General features: G+C 48.4%; 18 protein-coding genes and 1 pseudogene. 8 read left to right on the top strand and 11 right to left on the bottom strand.

Annotation, left to right across the window (positions count from 1 at the left end):
• Nucleotides 1-44 precede the first annotated feature (44 nt).
• Together Mcas_RS04925 and Mcas_RS04920 are read left to right on the top strand one after the other, a co-directional pair.
• Nucleotides 45-1403, top strand: a complete 1359-nt coding sequence (locus Mcas_RS04925) for an FG-GAP repeat domain-containing protein (protein ID WP_040334414.1) — start codon at nt 45-47, stop codon at nt 1401-1403.
• Between the two features lie 26 nt (nt 1404-1429).
• Nucleotides 1430-5566 carry a DEAD/DEAH box helicase gene (locus Mcas_RS04920; RefSeq protein WP_040334413.1) on the top strand — a complete coding sequence of 1379 codons (4137 nt, stop codon included), beginning with the start codon at nt 1430-1432 and terminating at the stop codon, nt 5564-5566.
• Between the two features lie 527 nt (nt 5567-6093).
• Here the strand turns inward: Mcas_RS04920 and Mcas_RS19405 are convergent.
• From Mcas_RS19405 to Mcas_RS04905, 4 genes and pseudogenes are all read right to left on the bottom strand, one after another.
• A pseudogene (locus Mcas_RS19405) lies at nt 6094-6272 on the bottom strand (IS1634 family transposase); the annotation flags it as partial.
• A gap of 123 nt (nt 6273-6395) precedes the next feature.
• Nucleotides 6396-7346, bottom strand: a complete 951-nt coding sequence (locus tag Mcas_RS04915; protein ID WP_040334412.1) for an ABC transporter ATP-binding protein — start codon at nt 7344-7346, stop codon at nt 6396-6398.
• Nucleotides 7334-8287, bottom strand: a complete 954-nt coding sequence (locus Mcas_RS04910) for an ABC transporter ATP-binding protein (protein WP_040334411.1) — start codon at nt 8285-8287, stop codon at nt 7334-7336. Before Mcas_RS04910 ends, Mcas_RS04915 begins: the two co-directional genes overlap by 13 nt.
• Before the next feature lie 50 nt (nt 8288-8337).
• Nucleotides 8338-9213, bottom strand: a complete 876-nt coding sequence (locus tag Mcas_RS04905) for an RpnC/YadD family protein (RefSeq protein ID WP_040334410.1) — start codon at nt 9211-9213, stop codon at nt 8338-8340.
• A gap of 113 nt (nt 9214-9326) precedes the next feature.
• Between Mcas_RS04905 and Mcas_RS04900 the strand changes: the two genes are divergently transcribed.
• Complete coding sequence (locus tag Mcas_RS04900; protein ID WP_040334409.1) at nt 9327-10445, top strand: DUF362 domain-containing protein; 1119 nt, start codon at nt 9327-9329, stop codon at nt 10443-10445.
• Between the two features lie 43 nt (nt 10446-10488).
• Nucleotides 10489-10878, top strand: a complete 390-nt coding sequence (locus Mcas_RS04895; RefSeq protein WP_040334408.1) for a DUF302 domain-containing protein — start codon at nt 10489-10491, stop codon at nt 10876-10878.
• A gap of 93 nt (nt 10879-10971) precedes the next feature.
• On the opposite strand, the gene Mcas_RS04890 is transcribed toward Mcas_RS04895, so the two are convergent.
• From Mcas_RS04890 to tpiA, 4 genes are all read right to left on the bottom strand, one after another.
• Nucleotides 10972-11958, bottom strand: coding sequence for a DUF4435 domain-containing protein (locus tag Mcas_RS04890; RefSeq protein WP_040334407.1), 987 nt, complete (start codon nt 11956-11958; stop codon nt 10972-10974).
• A complete protein-coding gene (locus Mcas_RS04885) occupies nt 11951-13288 on the bottom strand; it encodes an AAA family ATPase (RefSeq protein WP_162176258.1) in 1338 nt (445 codons plus the stop codon). Before Mcas_RS04885 ends, Mcas_RS04890 begins: the two co-directional genes overlap by 8 nt.
• 79 nt (nt 13289-13367) lie before the next feature.
• A complete protein-coding gene (gene secG, locus Mcas_RS04880; protein ID WP_200873633.1) occupies nt 13368-13775 on the bottom strand; it encodes a preprotein translocase subunit SecG in 408 nt (135 codons plus the stop codon).
• Nucleotides 13776-13797: 22 nt separating this feature from the next.
• Complete coding sequence (gene tpiA, locus Mcas_RS04875) at nt 13798-14538, bottom strand: triose-phosphate isomerase (RefSeq protein ID WP_040334405.1); 741 nt, start codon at nt 14536-14538, stop codon at nt 13798-13800.
• 619 nt (nt 14539-15157) lie between these two features.
• On the opposite strand from tpiA, the gene serS reads away from it, so the two are divergent.
• The 3 genes from serS (at nt 15158) to cobA (ending at nt 19070) form a co-directional block, all read left to right on the top strand.
• On the top strand, nt 15158-16423 hold the full coding sequence (gene serS / locus Mcas_RS04870; protein ID WP_040334404.1) for a serine--tRNA ligase: 1266 nt from the start codon (nt 15158-15160) through the stop codon (nt 16421-16423).
• 168 nt (nt 16424-16591) lie between these two features.
• A complete protein-coding gene (gene hemC / locus Mcas_RS04865) occupies nt 16592-17554 on the top strand; it encodes a hydroxymethylbilane synthase (protein ID WP_040334403.1) in 963 nt (320 codons plus the stop codon).
• Nucleotides 17460-19070 carry a uroporphyrinogen-III C-methyltransferase gene (gene cobA / locus Mcas_RS04860; protein ID WP_200873632.1) on the top strand — a complete coding sequence of 537 codons (1611 nt, stop codon included), beginning with the start codon at nt 17460-17462 and terminating at the stop codon, nt 19068-19070. Before hemC ends, cobA begins: the two co-directional genes overlap by 95 nt.
• 370 nt (nt 19071-19440) lie before the next feature.
• Here the strand turns inward: cobA and Mcas_RS04855 are convergent, their stop codons facing one another.
• Genes Mcas_RS04855 through tsoC form a run of 3 tightly spaced genes read right to left on the bottom strand, consistent with a single transcriptional unit; the run spans nt 19441 to nt 22026 of the window.
• A complete protein-coding gene (locus Mcas_RS04855) occupies nt 19441-20931 on the bottom strand; it encodes a DUF3373 family protein (RefSeq protein ID WP_200873631.1) in 1491 nt (496 codons plus the stop codon).
• 22 nt (nt 20932-20953) lie between these two features.
• Nucleotides 20954-21742, bottom strand: coding sequence for a sulfite exporter TauE/SafE family protein (locus tag Mcas_RS04850; protein ID WP_040334401.1), 789 nt, complete (start codon nt 21740-21742; stop codon nt 20954-20956).
• A 17-nt stretch (nt 21743-21759) separates the two neighbouring features.
• Nucleotides 21760-22026: an NEPxGxxU motif selenoprotein TsoC gene (gene tsoC / locus Mcas_RS04845; RefSeq protein WP_040334400.1), complete on the bottom strand. Its 267-nt coding sequence runs from the start codon at nt 22024-22026 to the stop codon at nt 21760-21762.
• 273 nt (nt 22027-22299) lie between these two features.
• Here tsoC and Mcas_RS04840 point away from each other — a divergent pair.
• Nucleotides 22300-22664, top strand: a 365-nt coding sequence (locus tag Mcas_RS04840) for an ISAzo13-like element transposase-related protein (protein WP_040334399.1), incomplete at its 3' end; no start/stop codon positions are given.

Below are 22664 nucleotides of genomic sequence, written 5' to 3'. Positions count from 1 at the left end.
AGGTTGACAATAGAATACTTTTAACTGACAACAAGGAGGTCTACATGCAGCGCATAGCTTCGTTTTTGGTGAGTCTTATCGTGACATTTAATTTGTCCCAGGCAGTGACATATGCCAGTGGCATCCCTCTGCCATATAGAATAGGAGGGACGATCACATCATCGGCGGGCCTGCTTATTCAAGCCAATGTCAGCAATCTGGTTGTAACGGTGAAAAACCCGGACGGTTCTGACTACAAGGACGCAAATGGCAATATAGCCCAGGATAAAGACGGCTTAAGCTCAAACAACGTCTACATTGTTGACATCCCAATCTACGATGATACATCGCAGAAATCGGGGGCAAAGCCCGGCGATACCGCCAAGATACACGTCTCCGTCAACGGAGTCGAATATACGGTGACAACTCCAGCCGGTGGCTCAATAACGGTTGGGGCATCGGGCGATATCCAGACTGTCAACCTCACGATAGAAGGTCAACCAACCCCCGTGGGGAGGCACGTCGATTATGACTTTGATGGTAATGGCAATAGCGACGTATTGTGGAGACACTCTACAACCGGCGATGTCTATATCTGGCTGATGAACGGGACGTCTATAACCGGTGGCGACTTTGTTGTCAGAAATGCAGGCATAGATTGGGACATAAATGGTGCAGGTGATTTTAACGGCGATGCCAGGGCAGATATCCTTTGGCGGGACTCCTCAACCGGAGATATTTATATGTATATTATGGATGGTACCAAGATATCAAGTGGTGGTTTTGTAGCCAAGGGTATCCCCGGCAATTGGCAGATAAAGGCAATCGGTGATTTTAGTGGTGACGGCAAGGCCGATGTCCTCTGGCAAGAAACGACCACCGGCGATGTCGCCATGTGGATTATGAACGGGATCAGTATCGCCGATGGTAATTACATAGCCAAGGGTATCCCCGGCAATTGGCAGATAAAGGCGACCGGTGACTTTAATGGTGACGGCAAGGCCGATGTCCTCTGGCAAGAAACAACCACAGGCGATGTCGCCATGTGGATTATGAACGGGCTCAGTATCGCCGATGGTAATTACATAGCCAGGGGTATCCCCGGCAATTGGCAGATAAGGACTGTCAGCGACTTTGACGGCGATGGCAAGTCTAACGTCCTCTGGCAGGAGACCACGACAGGTGATTATGCCCTCTGGTTTATGGACGGGACAAAGATAATCAGTGGTAACTATGTGGTTCGTTCAGTGCCTGGTAACTGGCAGGTCATCAAGTCCGGAGACTATAACGGTGATGGTAAGGCTGACATCCTCTGGCAAGACTCTACCGCCGGCGATGTGTACCTGTTCCTCATGTACGGAACGAATAAGGTTGGCGAGGGACTTGTGGGCAAAGGTATACCCAGCCAGTGGCAACCCAGGTGAACATCATAATCTAAGGCAAACAACGTATGGATAAGAATACTTTCAATAGCATTTACGAAGGCTTATATCTGTTTGAAAAAATAGTACTTCAGATGATATCAATCATCTATGAGCCTTCATCTGCAAAGCAGATAGAAAGATGCCTCAATGAAGCCGGCATTAAGACGTCTCAGGACGTGAAGACTGTGTTGCACAAACTTGAAACCCTCCAACTGATCAGAGAAAATGCCTATAATGCCTACGAATGTAATGAGCCTGTAAACAACATAGCAACCCTTATGGCTGTACAAGATGGCACAATGAAAAAAATGGTATCGGCAGTCCAAAAAACAATGCCTGTGGCTAGCCTTAATGCTGACAGAATTTTCAGGGATATGCGCATAGGTTTCTACACCAAAGATGTTGAACAGACTATGAACAAGTATAAACTTGGCTTGACCTTTAATCCTGGCTATTTCCACCAAAGTCGGGTATTCAGCAGAATATGTAATATGCCCTTTGATAGCTCCTGGTTTAAGTCGTTGCCGATTACCTTGCAGTTAGCCGCACTGGATGAGATCATTGATTATGCAATAATTGCCCTGGAGCCTTTGAATGACTTCACGGATATCCTGCTCCAGCATAAGAATAATCCCAACATAGATGCCAAAGGAGACGACAATAGCCACATGCTATTATTGCTTGCAACCGTCATGATATTTCAGGGAAGACTGCCTGAAGCATCCGATGTAATCGGCAAAAGCGGTGGGGACTTCTATACACACTATGCACGGGGGGCATTGCAGTTTTTCAAGGGCAATACCGACAAATCGATCGAGGAGTATGAGACAGCCCTCAAGTTGCTCCAAAAGGTCACCAAAAAGAGAAACATATTCTTCAACAGTATCCTGGGGGTGTTGTTTTTCATCGCCAAACTCAGGAAAGGCGATACGGAGTTCATTTACAGATATGCAGAGATTGTAAATAAAATACCGTACTATAGACATCATGTGTCTCTGAGGATGATAGAAACTGTCTGTTCCTCGGTAGACGGGGGACGTGTTACCACAAACGGTCTGACCTTTTTCATGAGACAAAACAAGACCAGAGACTTTATCGCCGAGTTGATTTATAACTTCGCCTTGTACTATATAGACTCCAGGATACCGTTAGATAATCGCTCTCAGTTGTATGAGTCATACCAACAGGCATCGTCCAATGGATATCCAATCATGGCAATGGACATGGCGGAGCTGATAGCCATCGTCATGACGGATAGGTCAGAGTTAATAAAGCCGGAATTAACAGATTTTGTGCAACAAACACGGCAGCAGACAGGGGGCACTGGCATTATGTCGCTGTTGGCTCTCAAGACAGAGGCATGGGAGCGTTCACTCAATGCCATAATAGGATTGTTTCAGTCAGACAGGGATGCAGACGCCATGCAGAAGAAATCCCGCCTGGTGTGGCAGTTACACATAGATGTGCTCAGAAACTCATGCGTCATAACCCCCAGGGAACAGCGGAGACTTAAAACCGGTGCGTGGTCTGGTGGCAAGAACGTGGCACTGAAACGAATATATAACATAAAGGCCGAAAAAGACCTGCTCCTGACACCACAGGATATCAACATCTGCTCAACCCTGGAGATCGACAAAGACTATAGTGGAATGTGCTACAGGTTTGACACCAAGAGGGCATTGCTTGAAATGGCAGACCACCCCCTGCTCTTTGTGCATGACTCTAACACGGAACGGATCGAGCTTAAAAAGGGGGTGCCCGAGCTTATCGTCGATAACTCCAAAGGCGGATACATATTAAAGGTATCGCCTTTTAAGCCGGAAAACGATGATGTAGTTATCGTCAAGGAGGCCACCAACAAGTACAGGGTCGTGGAGTTCAAGGAAGAGCACAAGAAGCTCTACAGCATCATTGGCACCAAGGGTCTGCTGGTGCCTGTAGATGCCAAAGACAAGGTACTCCAGGCGGTGAGCAATATCTCCTCGATAGTGCAGGTACACTCCTCGATGGCCATGAGCCTTGAAAATGCCCGGGACATACACGCCGACGCCCATCCGCACATACGGTTATTGCCCTACAGGGAGGGGTTGAAGGTGGAGATGACGATCAGACCCTTTGGTGATGCGGGGCCTTATCTGAAACCTGGCGTTGGCGGTATAAATCTCCTGATAGAGATTGACGGCAAACCCTGTCAGACTCGCAGGGACTTTGAGCAGGAGAAGAAAAATGCCTCCGACGTAATCAATACCTCTGCCATCTTGCAGGAGACCGAGCAAAATGATTGGGAGTGGGTTGTTGAGGACCCTCAGAGCTGTTTGCAGTTGCTTGTTGAACTGAGGGAGATCGGTGACGGGGTAATGCTGGAGTGGCCGGAGGGGCAACGCTACAGTGTAACCAAAGAGCTATCCTTTGACAGTCTGCGATTGGCACTGAGGCATCAGACGGACTGGTTTAGTGTCTCCGGCTCAATAGCCGTAGATGAGTCAACTGTGCTGGAGCTAAAGCAGGTGCTGGAGCTTTTGGATGGCACGGAGGGGCGTTTCGTCAAGCTCGATGAGGGCAGGTACATACTCCTGACGAGGCAGCTCAAAAAGCGTCTTGAGGACATGAAGGCATACGCCCATGGACACGCAAAGGACGTGCGCATGCATCCCCTGGCCGCCGTGACGCTTCAGGACTTCTTTGACGACGTCAAGGCCATCGATGTTGACAGCGGATGGCGGGAGTATGTCAAGAAGGTTGCCGATGCCGGTGTGCTCGACCCCGCAGTGCCATCGACCCTGCAGGTGGAGCTGCGTGACTATCAGGTGGAAGGATTTAAATGGCTATCTCGTCTGGCCCACTGGGGGGTTGGGGCGACTCTGGCCGATGACATGGGACTGGGCAAGACCCTCGAGGCCCTTGCCGTCATCATAGAGCGTGGTGTGGCTGGGGCATCCCTTGTGGTTGTGCCCACTTCCGTGCAGTCCAACTGGCAGAGGGAGGCGGAGCGGTTTGCCCCAACCCTCAACGTGGTCATCTTTGGCGGCAAGGACAGAAGGCAAATCCTCGAAGCGTTAAAGCCTAACGACCTGGTGCTCTGCACCTACGGTTTGCTGCAGAGTGAGGTCGAGTTGTTGGCCGAGGTCAACTGGCAGACGATTGTCCTTGACGAGGCACAGGCGATAAAGAACTTTGCCACAAAGCGTTCCCAGGCTGCCATGAAGCTCAAGGGAGGGTTTAAGCTCATAACCACTGGCACGCCCATCGAAAATCACCTGGGGGAGTTGTGGAACCTGTTTAACTTTATCAATCCTGGACTGTTGGGATCGCTTGCGAGGTTTAACGACAGGTTTGCCATCCCCATTGAGAAGTACAACAATCGAGAGGCACGGCAGCGGTTAAAGAGGCTTGTGCAGCCGTTTATCCTGCGACGGACGAAGAGTCAGGTATTGGAGGAACTACCCTCGCGCACGGAGATCGTGCTGGAAGTGGAGATGTCTGAGCATGAGGCGGCCTTTTACGAGGCCCTGCGACAGAGGGCTATCGAGCGGATAGAGATGGCCGAGGGTGAGAGTGGGCAGAAGCTGATTGGCATCCTGGCGGAGTTGATGAGGTTGCGCCGGGCCTGCTGCAATCCCAGGTTGGTCAACCAGGAGGTCGATATCCCCAGCAGCAAGCTCAATCTGTTTGCAGAGGTGTTAGAGGAGTTGCTGGATAATAAGCACAAGGTGTTGGTGTTCAGCCAGTTTGTTGACCACCTGCAGATAATCAGGCAGTTCCTTGAATCCAAGTCCGTATCGTACCAGTACCTCGATGGTAGCACACCCATAAAGGACAGGGCAAAGGCGGTGGAGGACTTTCAGGCCGGTACGGGCGATGTTTTTCTGATAAGTATCAAGGCGGGAGGATTTGGGTTGAACCTGACGGCTGCCGATTACGTCATCCACATGGACCCCTGGTGGAATCCCGCCGTTGAGGACCAGGCATCGGACAGGGCACACAGGATAGGCCAGAAACGTCCAGTGACTATATACAAGCTGATAACAAAAAATACCATCGAAGAAAAAATCGTAAAGCTCCACGAAAACAAAAAAGAACTCGCCAACAGCCTCCTGGAAGGCACCGAACTAAGCAGCAAGGTCTCTGCCGACGAACTCATCGCACTCATAAAAGAATTGTAGCGGGAAAAAAGAACAAAGGGATAAAAAAGGGGCGACTCCGCTTCTTTGGTAGCACTCCAATCAAGCGTGGACGAGGTATAGAGTATTGAAAAGAATGGGTTAAAGAAGCCAACGTTTCCTTGATCTGCCTCCACGGTTGGTCACAATTAAGTTCTATCGTCCTCTCTATGAGCAGAGCAAGAACACATATCTTTACATGTGCCACAATGCAGTTACTTAACCAGTGATGCATTGGTTCTATCTTCTGCACTCACCATCATCAACAATAAGTCCTGCTTGTTCTTTGGAGCGGATGTTCTGGGTTTTGACTGTAAAAAATCGTGTAACCCCTTGACACTAAACGATTATTCAAAATTGATAGTGTCTACATTTTAAAATTCTTTGCTATATTAATAAGTTATCATGAAATGTATTATACCATGCCTCACTAATAAAATCAAGTTTTAGTGTCTACGTGTTTACACATTTTCTTTTATAAAACCTTATATTTAAAGGAAGTAAGCCTTTTTTTGCGCAGAACATCCGTTGGAGGTAGAGGTTTGTTCCGGAGGATACTGTCAGTAACAGTAACTCCACAAACTCTTGCTATCGATATGCATAACCGTACTAAATCATCACGGTTTAGAGTATCTGCACGACCGAAATTATATATCACTTTGACCTCTGGGACTTTGGTTTTAGGGTTTCGTGTGTTATGTGCAAGAATGACTTTATTGGCGGTGTTTCATGTTTAGCTTAACACGTATGGGGCGGAGGGGGTGAGGCACCCCTGCCACAACCGCCCCTTTCTTTCTTTGGATTGCATGCAATCGAAACTCGCTAACCTGAGTTAAGTTTTAAGGTACAAATGACATGCCACAAGCCTGCCGCTGTAGGGCTGTAGCGATGGCGATTTCCTGCTGCATGGCTCAAAACGCCGCGGGCAACGCGGATAGAAGCAACATCCTGATGACGATGATTCCTCTGCAATGACGTTGTCGCGATGAACTCTGTCCTTGGGGTTGATCTGCGGGACGGAATCTATAAGCATCTGCGTGTAGGGATGAAGCGGTTGCGTAAAGACCGCCTCCGTTGCACCCTGCTCAACGATTCTGCCCAGGTACATGACCCCAGTGTCGTCGCTGAAGTACTGCACGACGTGCAGGTCATGACTGATAAACAGATACGACAGCCCTATCCGCTGCTTTAGCTCAAGCATGAGGTTCAATATCTGTGCCTGTATGGAGACGTCCAGCGAAGAAAGCGGCTCATCGGCGACAACCAGCTCCGGCGACAGGGTCAGTGCCCTTGCAATGCAGATGCGCTGCCTCTGTCCGCCGCTGAACTCATGCGGGTAACGATTCATCACATCCGGCGTCAGACCAACCGTGTGCAAGAGGTCGGCCACCTTTTCCCTGTACTGCGAGTTGGGTACAATTCTGTGGATGCGTAGTGGCTCAGACAGTGTGGCAAAGATCGACATCCGCGGATTTAACGATGCAAACGGGTCCTGAAAGATTATCTGCACCGAACGCCTGTAAGCCTTAAGCGCACCCGCCCTCAAGCCAAAGATATCAACCCCCTTAAACAGCACCTCACCGGCATCAGGCTCGGTCAACCGGACAATCATCCGTGCCACGGTGGACTTTCCACAGCCACTCTCACCAACGAGGGCAAAGACGTTGTTGGCATCCACGCTGAAACTTACACCATCGACGGCCGTGACCACCGATTTCTGCTTAAACAGTCCCAAGGCGCTGCTGTAGTGCTTTACAACGCCGCTGACCCTTAGCAGCTCCATATGCACCTGACCATGTGCCCGGGGGCAAGCTCTCTCAACGGCGGTTCAGCTTCCCTGCACTGTCCCGTGACATGCTCGCAGCGGTCTGAGAACTTACAACCATCAGGGAGATTATCCGGTCTGGGGACAAAGCCCGGGATCGGTTGCAGCGCCACACCGCGTCCGCGGGGAAGTGAATTCATTAGGCCCAGCGTGTATGGGTGCATGGGGGCCTTAAACAGTTCCTGCGTCGATGACAGTTCCATGACACGACCGGCATACATAACCATCACCTTGCTTGTGTGCTCGGCGATGATCCCCAGGTCGTGGGTTATCAAGAGCATGGACATGTTTTTTTCCTCCCTGATGCCGTGCAGGAGGTGCAGAATTTGCGCCTGGATGGTAACGTCCAGGGCCGTAGTCGGCTCATCTGCTATGATCAGTGCCGGGTCGCAGGCCACCGCCATCGCTATCATCACCCGCTGCCTCATCCCTCCGGAGAGCTGATGCGGGTAGTCGTTGACCCTGGCCCTGGCAGAGGGAATCTTTACCGCATCCAGGAGCTCTGCTGCCCTGTCTGTGGCTTCCTTGCGTGAGATGCCCTTGTGGGTCATCAACACCTCTGCTATCTGGTAGCCTATCGTGAGCACGGGGTTGAGAGAGGTCATGGGTTCCTGAAAGACCATGGATATCCTGTTACCCCTGAGCTGCCTACGCCCCTCTGCGGTCAACCCAGACATGCTTTTGCCCTGAAAACGGATATCCCCCTCATAGAAGGCACCATCGGGCAGTATTGACATGATCGCATAGGCCGTGATGCTCTTTCCACAGCCGCTCTCACCAACGATGCCAAAGACCTCGGAGTCCCCCACTACGAAGTCAACAGCACTTACGACCCTTATTACAGGCTGAGACTTGTTCTTGAAATATATGCTTAATCCCTCGACCTTGAGGACTTCCATATTTATAACTATACCTGGAATCTAAACTAAAGACAAGGGTCCCCGTACCATTAGAGCAACCCTTCTATTGCGCTAAAGTCATCTGCCCGTATCAAGGCCTCAGTGATTGCAGATAGTCGTGATTCATCCTCGCACTGTCTGATTTTATCCATAAGGGATAGACCTTTGGTGCCAAATTTTATCTTCAGCAATATCTCAATAGAGCTTTGCATACCCTTTATCTGGCCTTTTATCTGGCCTTCCGCATGGCCTTCCATACGGCCCTGCATAAACCTTATGTCCGTTTTCAAGTCGTATACAATTGACATGTTTTTCTCCTCCTCTATCATGATTTTTTGCAAGTCTCTCAATTTTGAAAAGACCTCCAGCTCCTTCATATACATCGACAGGTTTAGTTCTCCGGTGGTGCTTTTAAACAATTCAGTTAATATATCCCTTGCAAATGAGCGATCATCACGATCCCCCTTGTCGCACAATACGGAGAAAACTATCTCAGGAGGCACACCAGAGTAAAGAAACCGTTCACATGGTGTATTGCGGATATCTATCAAATTATAACGGTAGCGGATATCGGGCAAGTTCAACTCACTATCCATCTTCATCTTATCCTTGCCAATAAAGATAACGTACTGCTTGACCACTACCTCATACACCGAGTAGATGTGAATAAAGTATCGCAGCATTCGTTTAGGCATCTTAGAGTCATTGGTACTCTGGAACTCTGCGTGTACAATGAAGGCCATCCTGCCATCCTCATTTATCCCGGCAACGAAATCAGTCTCGCGCTCATCGGTCAACTGCGTCACAACATTGAGACTGCTGATATCATCGGCCTTAATACCCAAAACCTTCTCCAGCAGAGGCCGCTCTATATCTCTGAGCAACTCCTTGATGATCTTGTCGTAACTCTCTGTTGGTGCATCCATCCTACCTCTATTATACTATAGACAGGGATAAAATTGGGTAAATTTGATTACCCTGACGCTATCTAAATCTGCTATTAAAATTAATCCCCCCAATATGTTATAATAATGTTCAGATGAAAAAGACGGCGAAGGTATACTTTGCGACGGCACGGTCAACAAAGTGGCGCTACAGCGACAGCATGCCGGGCAAGCTGCAACGACTGATGGCAGAGGTGGGACTGTCAGCGTACTTCAACAGGGATGAGTGGGTGGCGGTCAAGACGCACTTTGGCTCACCGGGTGCCCACAGGATAGTGCGGCCAACTTTCCTGAGAACGGTCGTCGATACACTCAGGGGCTTGGGGGCAAAGCCGTTCGTAACAGACACCGTGAGGATCCAGGGGTTGGACTACCTCGAAGTGGCAAACGCCAACGGGATAAATCATCTTTCGGTGGGAGCGCCCGTCATACTTGCCGACGGTCTGTATGGCAAGGACAGCATCCTTGTAAAGGCCGGTAGCATATTAAAAGAGATAGCCGTGGCATCGGTCATACACGACGTAACGGCTATGGTGGTGTGTTCGCATGTAAAGGGGCACATAAACGCCGGTTATGCCGGGGCTATAAAGAACCTTGCCATGGGCGGGGTGAGTTCCTCGCACAGGCACTGTGGCTGGAAGTGCGGCAGAGGCTCCATGCACACAATAGGGGAGGGCATGATGCGCTGGGAGCAGGACCTGTGTCAACTGTGCATGCAGTGTGTTGAGGTCTGTCCCCTTGAGGTGATCACGTTTGTTGGGGAGAAGATGGTGTGGAACGCAGACAAGTGCTGGCGATGCGGGCGGTGTCAGCGGGTATGTCCTGCCTCGGCGATTGATTTCCCGGGGGATGATGAGCGTTTCATGCGCTCCATGGCGGAGGCCGCAGGGGTGGTGCTTGGCACGTTTGCTCCCTCAAAGGTGTTATACATAAACTTCCTCACAGAGATACAGCCCGAGTGTGACTGTATGCCCACGGCAGACGTGCCGATGGTCCAGGACCTCGGTATCCTGATCAGCGACGACGTGGTGGCCATAGAGCAGGCATCCATAGACCTGGTGCTTAAAGAAAGACCGTTGCCATCATCAGCAGCCGACGGGATCACTGGCGATGTCTTCAAGGCCATGCACGCAAAACCATACGAATTCCAACTTGACGAGGCACAACGCCTTGGCCTGGGAACTTCATCATACGAGTTGATTACGCTTACGTAGAGGCGTTTTTTTATCAAAAAAACATTTCAGGAGGCAACACGCAGTGGACACTAAGTTTGACTACACGGTTGAGACCGCAAAGGGTTTTGACAAGGTCGTTGAGGATATCACAGAACGCAGCAAGGCCAACGGGTTTGGTGTGCTCCACATCCATGACGTAAAGGCAACCCTGGCATCCAAGGGCTATGACAGGAGCGCCCTGAAGATTATCGAAGTCTGTAATCCCGGCTATGCCTACAAGGTATTAAAGGCCGACATAAAGATATCCCTGATGCTTCCCTGCCCCATATGCGTCTACGAAGAGGGTGGCAAGGTGTTCGTAAGCGCACTGAGACCCAACATCATAGCGGATTTTTATCCCGATGCCGGCATAAAAGCAGTTGCACAGGATGTAGATAAGGCCATACTCAAGATCGTGCAAGAGGCTGTGTAGGGTGTTGAAAGCAAACCGAGCATGGGCATAAATAATTCATTGCAGAAGAAATCGTCCGGAGGATTCTTATGAAGCCGTCTGAGGAGGTCAGATTCAGACGGTGCCCATGCGTCCGTGAATGTATGTGATATACGTCCGTTCGATAAACCTACTGAGGGACTCAGGAATACGGGACATTGGGGCAACCAGAATTGCCGCATTAGTTTCATTTAGGTTGACATGCATCTTGGGAGGTTGTGTAAATTTTTTAGAAAACTTAGATATGTTGGTATAGACAGATAGAATAAACTCTAAAAAAAACCATAACATGTACTTGCCTCTTACAAATCTTAGATGTCTGTTTTGATCTGTGAATTCATCTTCTACCTTTGTGATGTCAATGTAAGATGCATAGGGGACTTTAGACTTATTGTGTATATACTCCTCAATTGTCGAAAACATTTTATTAGGGAATGGTAGCATCTGCACTCTGCCTTCATTGATAGCAAATATGTCCCCCATATCAATATTGTCAAAATAAGCTTTTTCCCCTTTGCGCATCCAATATATACACCAGGCCATCACGGTTACCATTTTATCCTGAAAGACTAATCGTTGTTCATCAAAAATTTCAAGGATTTTATCCAGTGAATCATCTTCAAGTGAAGATAAACAACAAACCTCAGTTATTACTCTGTAGCAGGTCTCTCTATCGACAAAATAATTTTCTATGGAGTGGTTGTCCGTGATGTAGACATTAATGTCATCAGGCAACGATTCGTTTAGAAAATCTGAGAGGTCACGATCTATAAAGAAGGCTATTTGTTTTTTGGGATATCGAGTCCAATCAAAGCCTTTGTAAAGCGCAATCACATTATCTCTATTTCGAACCACTAACAAGTCAACCTTCCATTGTCCCGGCAATCTGTCATTTATCTTGCCCCTGTAAAATGACAGGTCATCTTTACCTTCTACAAAGCCATAAACACACATTGCCTTCTTGCTCCAACGCATAAGAAACTCGTGATAGAAGGGCTTTTGAGTGTCTCTCGCTTTGTTAAGAGTCTCAATCATATTCGTAGGCGGTATCTTTTCACTCATAAAATTCACCAAGCCCGTGGGTGTATCTTTCAAGTTCGTTGTCATACACGAAAGGGGAATGTGTAGCCACAATAAGCCCGGAGCAAAATGTCCCATTTTTAATGTCAGGCAGAAATCGCCTCTGCCATGGGAGAGAGAGGGATAGTTCCGGTTCATCAATGATTACAATGTATCTGCCCTCATCTGAGAGATAGAGTTGGCTAAACAGAGACACAATTTGTTTCTCTCCTGATGACAGATACTCGAGTTCAATATCTTGCCTGGTTTCACTTGGTTCCTTTAATTTGATTGAGAAAACAAGATTTGCACTATCATAGTCGAGTCGTTTATCTACCAGGTATTCGTTACAGACATCACAAAACGTCCTCATCCGTGATTCATTGCTGCTCAGTTTTTCCTGAAATTGTAGCAACTTGAGCAGGTAGTGGCAGATGACCTTTGCATGTTCGTCTAAATAGCCGCCTTGTTTGACTTTTTTTATTTTCTCCAACAAATGTTGTTTATGATCCTTGGACAAAATGTTTTCTTGTATCCTATCAAGGATTAATTTTATAGCATCCTCAGATTTATTCTGTATATCTTCAATTTTCACCTCAGAGTATCTCTCATCAACCACATCACCCAAGTATCCAAGGGTCAAAGAATTCAGATTTTCCCGGATAAAATCTTTTATTTCCTTAAGATTCCATTCTATTGCTATTTTCACATCGTCCATTCCAAATTCAATTAGTTCAATATAGGAATCAGAACGTTTTCGTGGCACTTTGTAATTTTCTCCGAATATTGATTCAAGGTCTTGTTCAATTCGTCTGTATGTTGGGAGATATAGAATCTGCGCGTCTATTGATTTTTTTAGATTTGCATAAAGCTCTTTATTAAGTTTATCTTCTGATTTTTTTAGATTTTCATAAACCTCTTTAGTAATTTTATCTTCATTTTCATCTTGTTTCTCTTTCAGATTTTTAAGGCATACAAGTCCAAATCCACGTTCAGGTGGGTTAATTTTTAAATTGAGGAATCTACGCAACGTACCAGTTTGAATAACGTTCGGTTGGAGTGCAACATATTTTTCAATTATACCATATGACAATTCATGCTCACTCCCATCGACGGTTACAACCAATCTTGCAAATTCATACGGAGACAACAAATCCCATCTGCCAGCCAAGAAGTAGCACAGAAGACGCAACACCGTTGTTTTTCCGGTGCCATTTTCACCTACGAGTATAATAGTGTTGTCTTCAATCCTGATATCCAGATTCTTATAGCCATGCAGGCCTATGATCTGAAATCTTTCTATGTTGCCACGCATAACAACCTCTGTCTTCACCTCTGGGTATACATCCCCCCCTAAGTGCAATGGAAAGATACTACCCCCCTTATGGCAGGGGGGGATGGGGATTGCTTGTCTATTTTTTATCCGTAGTGGTTTCTTTGCCTGCGGATTGTGGTTTACCATCCTGGGCAGGTATCTTATTGCCTTCAGCGGGTGGTGGGGCAGGCTTATCCTTCTGTGGCGTGATGCCAACCCCTCCTGCAGGCAACTTGGCTTTATCGGCAGGAGTGGAGGTCTGCGATTGTGCGGGCGCTTCTATCATAGAAACTCGCCGGGCTTCTATAAATGACAACAGAAATGAGGTAATCATAAACACTATTGCCGTTGTCGTCGTCAGCTTTGTCAAAAAGGTTGCGGCCCCACGACTGCCAAAGACGGTCTGACTGGAACCCCCAAAGGCCGCACCCATCTGCGACCCCTTGGAGCTTTGCACAAGCACCACAAACACAATTACAAAACAAACGATTATGTGCAGAATCATCAAAAATACATGCATCTAATGTCTACCTGAACTTGACGATTTTCTCAAAGCTGTCCGTCTTGAGACTTGCCCCGCCAACGAGGGCACCATCAACATCGGGTTTGGCCATCAGCTCTGCGATGTTTTCGGGCTTGACACTCCCGCCATATTGTATGCGTATTTCGTCGGCCTTGCCACCGTAGACACCCTTGAGTTGTTCCCTGACGTAGGCATGTGCCTCCTGTGCCTGCTGCGGTGTTGCCGTAACGCCGGTGCCAATTGCCCAGATCGGCTCATACGCAATTACCAGTTTCTCGGGGGAAACGTCCTTTAAACCACCTTCTATCTCACGCTTTATGATGTCAAAGGTCTTGCCGTCGTTTCTCTCCTGAAGCGTTTCGCCTATACAGTAGATGACGCTCAATCCTGCAGCCATGGCAGCCCGTATCTTTTTGTTGCAGAACTCGTCACTCTCATTAAAATACTGCCGCCGCTCGGAATGACCCACGATCACGTATGAACAACCCACATCTATGAGCATCCCCGCAGATACCTCACCCGTATAGGCCCCCTCTGCCTCAAAGTACATATCCTGTGCCGATAGCTTCACGTTGCTACCCTTTAACATCTCCCCTGCCCTGGACAGCGACGTAAACGGTGGCGCTATCACAATCTCTACGTCCGTAACGGACTTCACCCCGGGGAGAAATCCAGTTATAAACTCAACGGTCTGTGCCGTCGTCTTATACATTTTCCAGTTTGCTGCTATACACGGTGTTCGCATAATCATAAACTCCTTCCTGAGATAAATAAGATATAGTATAAATGAATTAAACGTATAAGTCAACTACGCGAATTCTCAGACAACGACGTGCTGCCTCACGTAAAAATCTATACGAAATAGGGGTGGTTGCCTCACGTATCTATCATAGCAGCTATCGTTCTTATGGTAAGTCCTTGTCCTTGTAAAGATTATTCCTTCTTCTTTACAGTATTGTAGCAGGCGAGCATTAATAAACTCAGAAACTGCGCTGTCATACTCTCTTGCTCTTCTTCTTTTCGTTACTTTCCTGCCATTTGCAGGTGATGTCTTGCTTGATGTAACCTGTTGTCCGTTTATTCTCAGCAAATAGCCTGCATAGCATCGGCCATATCCTACCAAATCTATGAATTCGTTGAGAATCACTTTTTTTGCTTCTTGTTTGTTGCTTTGTACCTTTCGGCAAATACCTTTTTTACTGCTTGCCTTTCGTTCATCTTTAACGACATATAAACCTCCTATAATGTTGTTATATGAGGTTTATTATAATTTCGTATAGATTTTAGATGAGGCAATTCGGTCTCTCCCTTTTTCCCTGCATGTTATGTTATAGTATTGCAATGATGAACAGGAGTGATGAGAAATGCTCGACATAAGGTTTATAACGGACAGGCCTGATGTAGTGCGACAGGCGCTGAAGAACAGGAACTCTGATATATCTGTCGATGGCATAGTGGCTCTTGCCATGCAACAGCGGAGTACACAGCAGGAGCTTGACGGACTCAGAAACAGGCGCAATGTTGTCTCTCAGGATATCGGGCGACTCAAAAAGCAAAAGGCCGACACATCTGCTATGGAAGAGGCCATGAAGCAGGTCTCTGACGACATCAGACGCCTTGAGGAGAGTCTGCGTGCAACAGAGGAGAAGGTCATGGCGGCCTTGCTCCTGGTCCCCAACATCCCGCACGAAAGTGTCCCCGTCGGCGCAGATGAGACTGCAAACGTCGAGGTATTGAGGTGGGGACAGCCCGGGGCGTTTGACTTTGAACCGCTCAACCACTGGGATATCGCAAAGACGCTCAACATCATCGACTTCGAGCGGGCCACCAAGATAGCCGGGGCGAGGTTTTCGATCATGCGCGGGGCCGGGGCGGCACTTGAGCGGGCATTGATGAATTTTATGCTTGAGCACAACGTTCGGCGCGGCTATACGGAGGTCTTTCCGCCCATTCTGATCAACCGTCCAAGCATGACCGGTACGGGGCAGTTGCCTAAGTTTGAAGAGGAGTTGTTCAGGGTGGCCGATCCCGAGTTTTATCTGGCTCCAACGGCTGAAGTCCCGGTTACCAACATGCACAGGGATGAAATCATCGCCGATGATGACCTACCCCTGCGTTACACGGCATATACGCCGTGCTTCAGGCGTGAGGCCGGCTCCTATGGCAAGGACACCAGGGGGCTTATCAGGCAGCATCAGTTTAACAAGGTCGAACTTGTCAAGTTTGTCAGGCCCGAGGACTCGTATCAGGAGCTGGAAAGCCTCACCGACGATGCACGTGACATCCTGGTGCAGCTTGCCCTGCCCCACAGGGTGATAGTGTTGTCAACGGGGGATATGGGGTTTTCGGCGTCAAAGACCTACGACATAGAGGTCTGGCTGCCCGGGCAGAATCGCTACAGGGAGATATCCTCCTGCTCGAACTTCGAGGATTTTCAGGCCAGACGTGCCAACATCCGTTTTAAAAAGGCCGACAAAAAGGGCACACAGTTTGTCCACACCCTCAACGGTTCGGCCCTGGCCATCGGACGTACCGTGGCCGCTATCCTGGAAAATTATCAGCAAAAAGACGGCTCCGTCGTTGTCCCCGATGTACTGAGACCTTACATGGGAGCGGAGAGCATTAGATAAAAGGCAATGGAAATCTTTGGAAATATAAACCATCTGAAGTATTGTGTATAAGCATTGGACAAGGTATAATGGGGTCAAGGGGGCTGGCCCCCTTGCAGGGGGTTCTGAAGGGGGGCGGAGCCGCCCCTTTTTTTCTCTTCCCTTCTCTGCCATAAATGGTGAATTAAGATAGAAGTCAACAGGATAGTGATAGGTACCAGGGGCAGTAAACTAGCCCTCTGGCAGGCCAACTGGGTTAGGGATCAGCTCCTGGGGCTTTATCCTCATATCGAGGTAGAGCTTAAGGTGATAAAGACCACTGGGGATAAGATACTCGACGTGCCATTGTCTAAGGTTGGGGGCAAGGGGCTGTTCGTCAAGGAGATAGAGGAATCCCTGCTCAGTGGCGAGTCCGACATTGCCGTACACAGCATCAAGGACGTCCCCACGGAGTTCCCGGATGGCCTGCACCTGAGCGTCATATGCCGGCGTGAGGACCCCACCGATGCCTTGGTGTTGTCACCCAACGTGATGGCCTCCAAGCGGGCCGACAAGGCAGGCCTTGATGCCCTCGCCGAGGGGGCAGTCGTTGGCACAAGCAGCCTCAGACGCTCATGTCAGTTGTTGAGCATACGACCCGACCTCAAGATTGAACAATTACGCGGCAATCTCGACACGAGACTCCGAAGATTAAGCGAGGGCTTTTTTGATGCCATTGTCCTGGCCTCTGCCGGATTAAAGAGGCTCAACGTTGAAGATGCCGCCATACATGCCCTGCCCGTCTCTGTGAGTCTGCCGGCAATTGGGCAGGGTGCCGTGGGGATCGAGTGCAGGGTGGCCGATGAGGCGATAAACGCCCTTCTTGTACCTCTGAACCATGAAGTAACCTCCATCTGCGTAAGGGCAGAGCGGGCGTTTTTAAAGAAACTCTCAGGCGGCTGTCAAGTCCCTGTTGCCGCACACGCTTGTTTTACCGCCTCGGGTACGGTCAAACTCGACGGCCTGGTAGGCTCCGTTGATGGTGTTTGCATCATCCGGGGGCATGCCGAGGGTACCGTTGGTACGGAAGAGGTCATCGGGACGTCTCTGGCCGACGACCTGCTCAGGGCCGGGGCGAAAGAGATACTCGATGAGGTCTATGGCAACGGGTAAGGTCTACATCGTAGGGGCAGGTCCCGGCGATATGGGGCTGTTTACCTTGAAGGGTCTGAGTTGCGTCAAAAAGGCAGACACAATAGTTTACGACTTCCACATCAACGCACAGATATTGACCTACGCCGGTGAGGAAACGGAACTGATCTATGCCGGTAAGCGTGGTGGACATCACGAGTTGACACAGGATGAGATAAATCGGGTGCTCGTTGACAGGGCGCTGGAGGGCAAGACCGTGTGCAGGTTAAAGGGGGGTGATCCCTTTGTCTTTGGACGTGGCGGGGAGGAGGCCGAGGTGCTCGTTGAACACGGCATCGAGTTTGAGGTCGTACCGGGTGTCTCTTCAGCCGTTGCTGCTGCTGCCTATGCGGGCATACCGATTACGCACAGGGGGTATGCGTCCTCCTTTACCGTGGTGACTGGCAACGAAGATGCCGCAAAAACCGATAGCACGCTTAACTGGGCAGCCCTTGCCACGGGACCTGATACGCTGGTGTTTTTGATGGCAGTCAGAAATGTCCGGGGCATCGTTGAGCACTTGATCGAACACGGCAAAGACCCACAAACCCCCGCCGCAGTGATACGATGGGGCACACGTCCCGACCAGGTCACTGTGATAGGGACGTTGGGACAATTGCCGCAGTTGGTCAAGGCCAAGGGGATCAAGCCACCCTCCGTCATCGTTATTGGACAGACGGTGGGGTTGAGAGACAAACTAAACTGGTATGAGACAAAACCGCTGTTTGGGCAGCGTGTGTTAATTACCAGGCCATATACGCAAGACTATGACCCCCTTGAGTTAATGGGGGCTGAAATATACGAGTTCCCGACAATTAAGACGATTCCCCCGGAGAGCTACGACGACCTCGACCGATGCATTGACGTAATAGAGGGCTATCACTGGCTGATTATCACCAGCGCCAATGGCTTTAAGTTCTTCCTGCAGAGGCTTTTGCACCGTGGCAAGGACATCAGAGACCTCAGAGGTATGAAGATATGTGCCATTGGGGAAAAAACCGCACAGTCTATCAGGGAGTATGGTTGCAGGGTAGATGCCGTCCCCGATGAGTTCAATGCCGAGGGCCTTATAAAGATGTTCACTGAGGCGGGGGGGGTAGACATTGCCAGTCTGCGGTTGTTGTTGCCGCGTGCCCAACAGGCCAGGGAAGTCTTCCCCGATATGGTCAGGCAACTGGGTGGGTACATAGACACACCCACTGCCTACAGGGCCGTCAAACACGAGGGACACATCAAGCGCCTCGTGCGATTCCTCAGAGAGGGTAAGATCACCGTGGCAACATTCACCAGTGCGGCAACGTTTAACTACCTGATAGAGGCACTCGATGAGGAATACCTCAGGCGGTTCAAAGATATCACCATCGCAGCCATTGGCCCTGTCACGGAAAAGGCCATAACAAAGGCCGGTTTTACGGTACAGATCATGCCCAAAAAGGCCACGGTTGAGGCCATGGTAGAGGCCATCGTGAATTACTTTGTGACCCAACAACCCGGGTAGTTGCATCCAAAAGATGAGATATACATTTGCTTTGACAATGTCACATTCAAGTAAACATGAGGATAGTCTGAACTAGGATTACACAGATTAAAGGATTTACAGGAAAAAAGAATAAGACCTTCTCGGACATAAATCCTGATAATCCCTTAATCCGTTAAATCGTGGTTCAGACATCTTTAATTGCAGAGATTGGAATATGACATTGTCAAGTTAGTATCCTCTTTATATTTCATAGTGACTATACTTTAAGGCAAGAAAGAAAGGGGCGGGTCGTACCCGCCCCGGCCGGAAAGAAGTCCCCTTGACCCCATTTTACCATGCTTTTTTAAGAGGATACATCAATTGTCTCTCAGTGCCTTTCTGATTATCTTTAAAAAAGCACGTCAAATGTAAAATAGACATTATGGGCATTAGTAAGTGGCTGAAAGAACTGTGCAGGTGTCGATGTCAGGGTCAAGCCGGAAATTTCATATGGTGCCCCAACCCAATTTTGGCTCCCTGAATATTCGAAATCATAGTACTGGTAACCCAGTCTGACAAATGCCTTTCCAAACTTAGAGATGGGTTTGCTTTTTATTTCCTGAATAATGTACGCTTCATAAGCATTACCCCTTGTCCCAAGTTTGGATGTCAATATATCATCAGAGGCAGGTGTAAAGGAAAGCCAGTATTTAGAACCACGATTATACTCTAATCCTACCTTCGTTGCAGTTGATTTAAAATCGTATCTGCCACCCAGATATAAAAGAGCGCCCGTGCGATTTTTTCTCTCAGTGCCACTGTCCCAAAGCAGACCATAGCCATTATAGGTATTTTCGTTTGGGTGGGTTAAACTTAATGCCGTAGCGGCAAAGAGATTCAGGTCTCCGTTGCCTAAATCCTCAAACTTCTTCATAACAAGTATACCAAATTGGTCAACATCTCCGAGATTCGTATTTGAGGATATCGTTTCAGCCCTGGCAAAGATATTAAAGGCCCTTAACCACAGCAGATCAAAACGCAGGTTATCGTTATCATATGGGACAGCGTGTAGCCCCAATAGATTTGTATCCTTGAGGCCGCCACTTGCCTGAAACCCTGAATCAAATCCTTTGCCGTAGCAAATCTTGGCCTGTGCCCCGGGCAGGAGGTCAATTTCCGGCATATACCCAACAGTTGCACCATCAAATGCCCAATCTACCATGTAGCCTGGTACGCCGGAGGTGTTTTCTACGTTCCTCCTGAGGTTTGTTGGAAGCCCGCCTGTAGACGGTCTCCTTCCAACGGAAAAAGACAGCGGCTCTCCGCCTATGTTGCTCCACGTCGCTACCACCTGGTCTACCATTAAGAGGGAACTATCCGGCGTATGACCCATGTTGCCATCGAAGATGTCCTGTTTGTCGGCAAAATATCCGTTCTCTCCCGTTACGGCATCGGAATTTGATCCCCATACCTTGTACATGAGAAGCCTTGCTTTAACCTTTATATCCTCCGTGGCCTTTGCCGTAATGTTTAGTCCCAGTCTGTTAGTAAACAGGGAGTCATTTGTCAGGGTCCTTGCACCGGATGATACATTACCCGATGGTGTCATGATCAAGGCGTCATGAGTCTTACCACTGAGATAGTCATATCTGGCCCTGAAGTCTCCACCGATCTCAAGCCACGATGGCCACGTCAGCTCCCGACCTTTTTGTTCTACTGACGTTAACCGCTCTTCTTTTGACGCCTCTTTCTTTTTCATTTCCTCTATCTGTTGTTTGAGCTGCTCGAGTTCATTTGAGAGGATATCGATTCTTTGTTGAATTTCCGACTTGTCTACACCAAAGGCAGAAATCGGAATAGTCAAAAGCACTACAATAACTACCAAAAGCAATCTAATCACACTAAACCTCCATAAGCTTAAATTATTTCGTAAATACATCCCACCACATACGAATGGCTGCAAAGGCAATAACTATGGCCAGTGCCCTTCTAAGGGCTTGAGCGGGTATCTTCTTCGTAAACATGGCCCCTATCCTTGCCGCAGGGACGGCTCCAACAACAACAGCCGCTGCGAGCAGGTAGGGAACCTGTCCTGTTACCAGCTTCCCGATTGCCCCTGAGATTGAGGCTACAAAGGCTATGCCCAGAGTGCTCCCTATGGCCACCTTTGTTGGAATCTTGAGAAAATAAATCATCATGGGTGTAAAAATATAGGCCCCGGGGGCGCCTACCATTCCGCCAATAAACCCAATGGCAAAGGAGATAACAATTGCCCCTGACTTGCTAAAACTTATCTTTTCTAATTCTACATCCTTATCGGCCTCCTTTTTGGGAATGAACATCATGACGGCTGCAAAGGCCGCCATACATGCAAATATAATCAGCAAGACATCGCTTGTAGTATGCCTTGAATAAACGGCACCCAAAAACGCCGCTATAACCGCCGTTATGCCCATTATCAGGACAAGACTCCTTAATACTAACCGGTTTTTTCCGTGTACAAGCACACCCGCCAGAGAAGAAGCAAAAACAACAATGATAGTTATCCCTGCCACCTGCTTCATCGTTAATACACCAACACCCAAACACGTTGGACAATAAAGGAGCATGGGGACAAGTATTATGGCCCCCCCTAAGCCCAGCAGACCAGAGACAAAGCCGCCAACCACTCCTATACCCAAAAGTGTTGCCAATAACCAATAATCAACCATTTTCTCACCTTTTACTGTTAAAGTGTTTGCAATCTTTTCAATATCTCCTTCTCTAACTCATCGGCGGTAATATCCCGCCCCTGGAACACAATGTCATCATTGATTGATACTGCGGGTAATTTCAGCGATGCATCAGAACACTCACTACAGCCTCCCTTGTTTAAATCTGCGTTGCTTATTGTCTCAACGCTAAAACCATACCTTCCCTTCATCTCAGAGACAAGGGCTATGATGTTGCTACACTTCCCGCCTGGCGGGGCATTAAGATAGAGCTTGATATTCATCTGCACCTCCATATAAATTAATCTCTATATTCTAATATTAGAATATATAAACATTATTATATCCAGAGGAATATGAAAAGTCAAGAAGAAAATCTTACTGCTCCCCTGTCTCCATTTTAGAGAATTAAGGGGGTGCATAAAAAAGTCATGGGCAATGGATTCTTGCTTACCACTGTTCAAGCCAGGGGCAGGCTTAGGATTTGTCCACAAATAACTTGTACAAATGGTGTCTAAATATGTTATGATCAAAAAGTGCAAAGCGATACCGAACTTATGATACAAAGAAAATTTGAAGTACTCAAAGATGTTTTAGACGAACAAGGCAGACGAATGTGGGCTGCAGTGGAAGCCGAGGCATTGGGACGAGGAGGAGTTACTTCAGTTTCCAGATCTACTGGTCTTTCGCGGACAACGATATATGAAGGAATTAGACGTATTGCTGAATCAAAGGAAAAACCTTCAAAAGGGAAAAAGAAGATACGTTTACCTGGAGGTGGACGCAAGCCGGTTGTTGAAACAGACCCATCCGTGCTTGTAGATATTGAGGGGTTGGTAGATCCGGTTACCCGAGGAGACCCTGAGTCTCCATTACGGTGGACCTGTAAGAGTGTTCGTAATCTTGCTGTTGCTCTTCAAAA

The organism is Candidatus Magnetobacterium casense, assembly GCF_000714715.1.
In the GTDB taxonomy this organism is placed as follows: domain Bacteria; phylum Nitrospirota; class Thermodesulfovibrionia; order Thermodesulfovibrionales; family Magnetobacteriaceae; genus Magnetobacterium; species Magnetobacterium casense.
The sequence above is the reverse complement of the archived record's forward strand: the minus strand, read 5'-3'. Positions and strand labels throughout refer to the sequence as shown.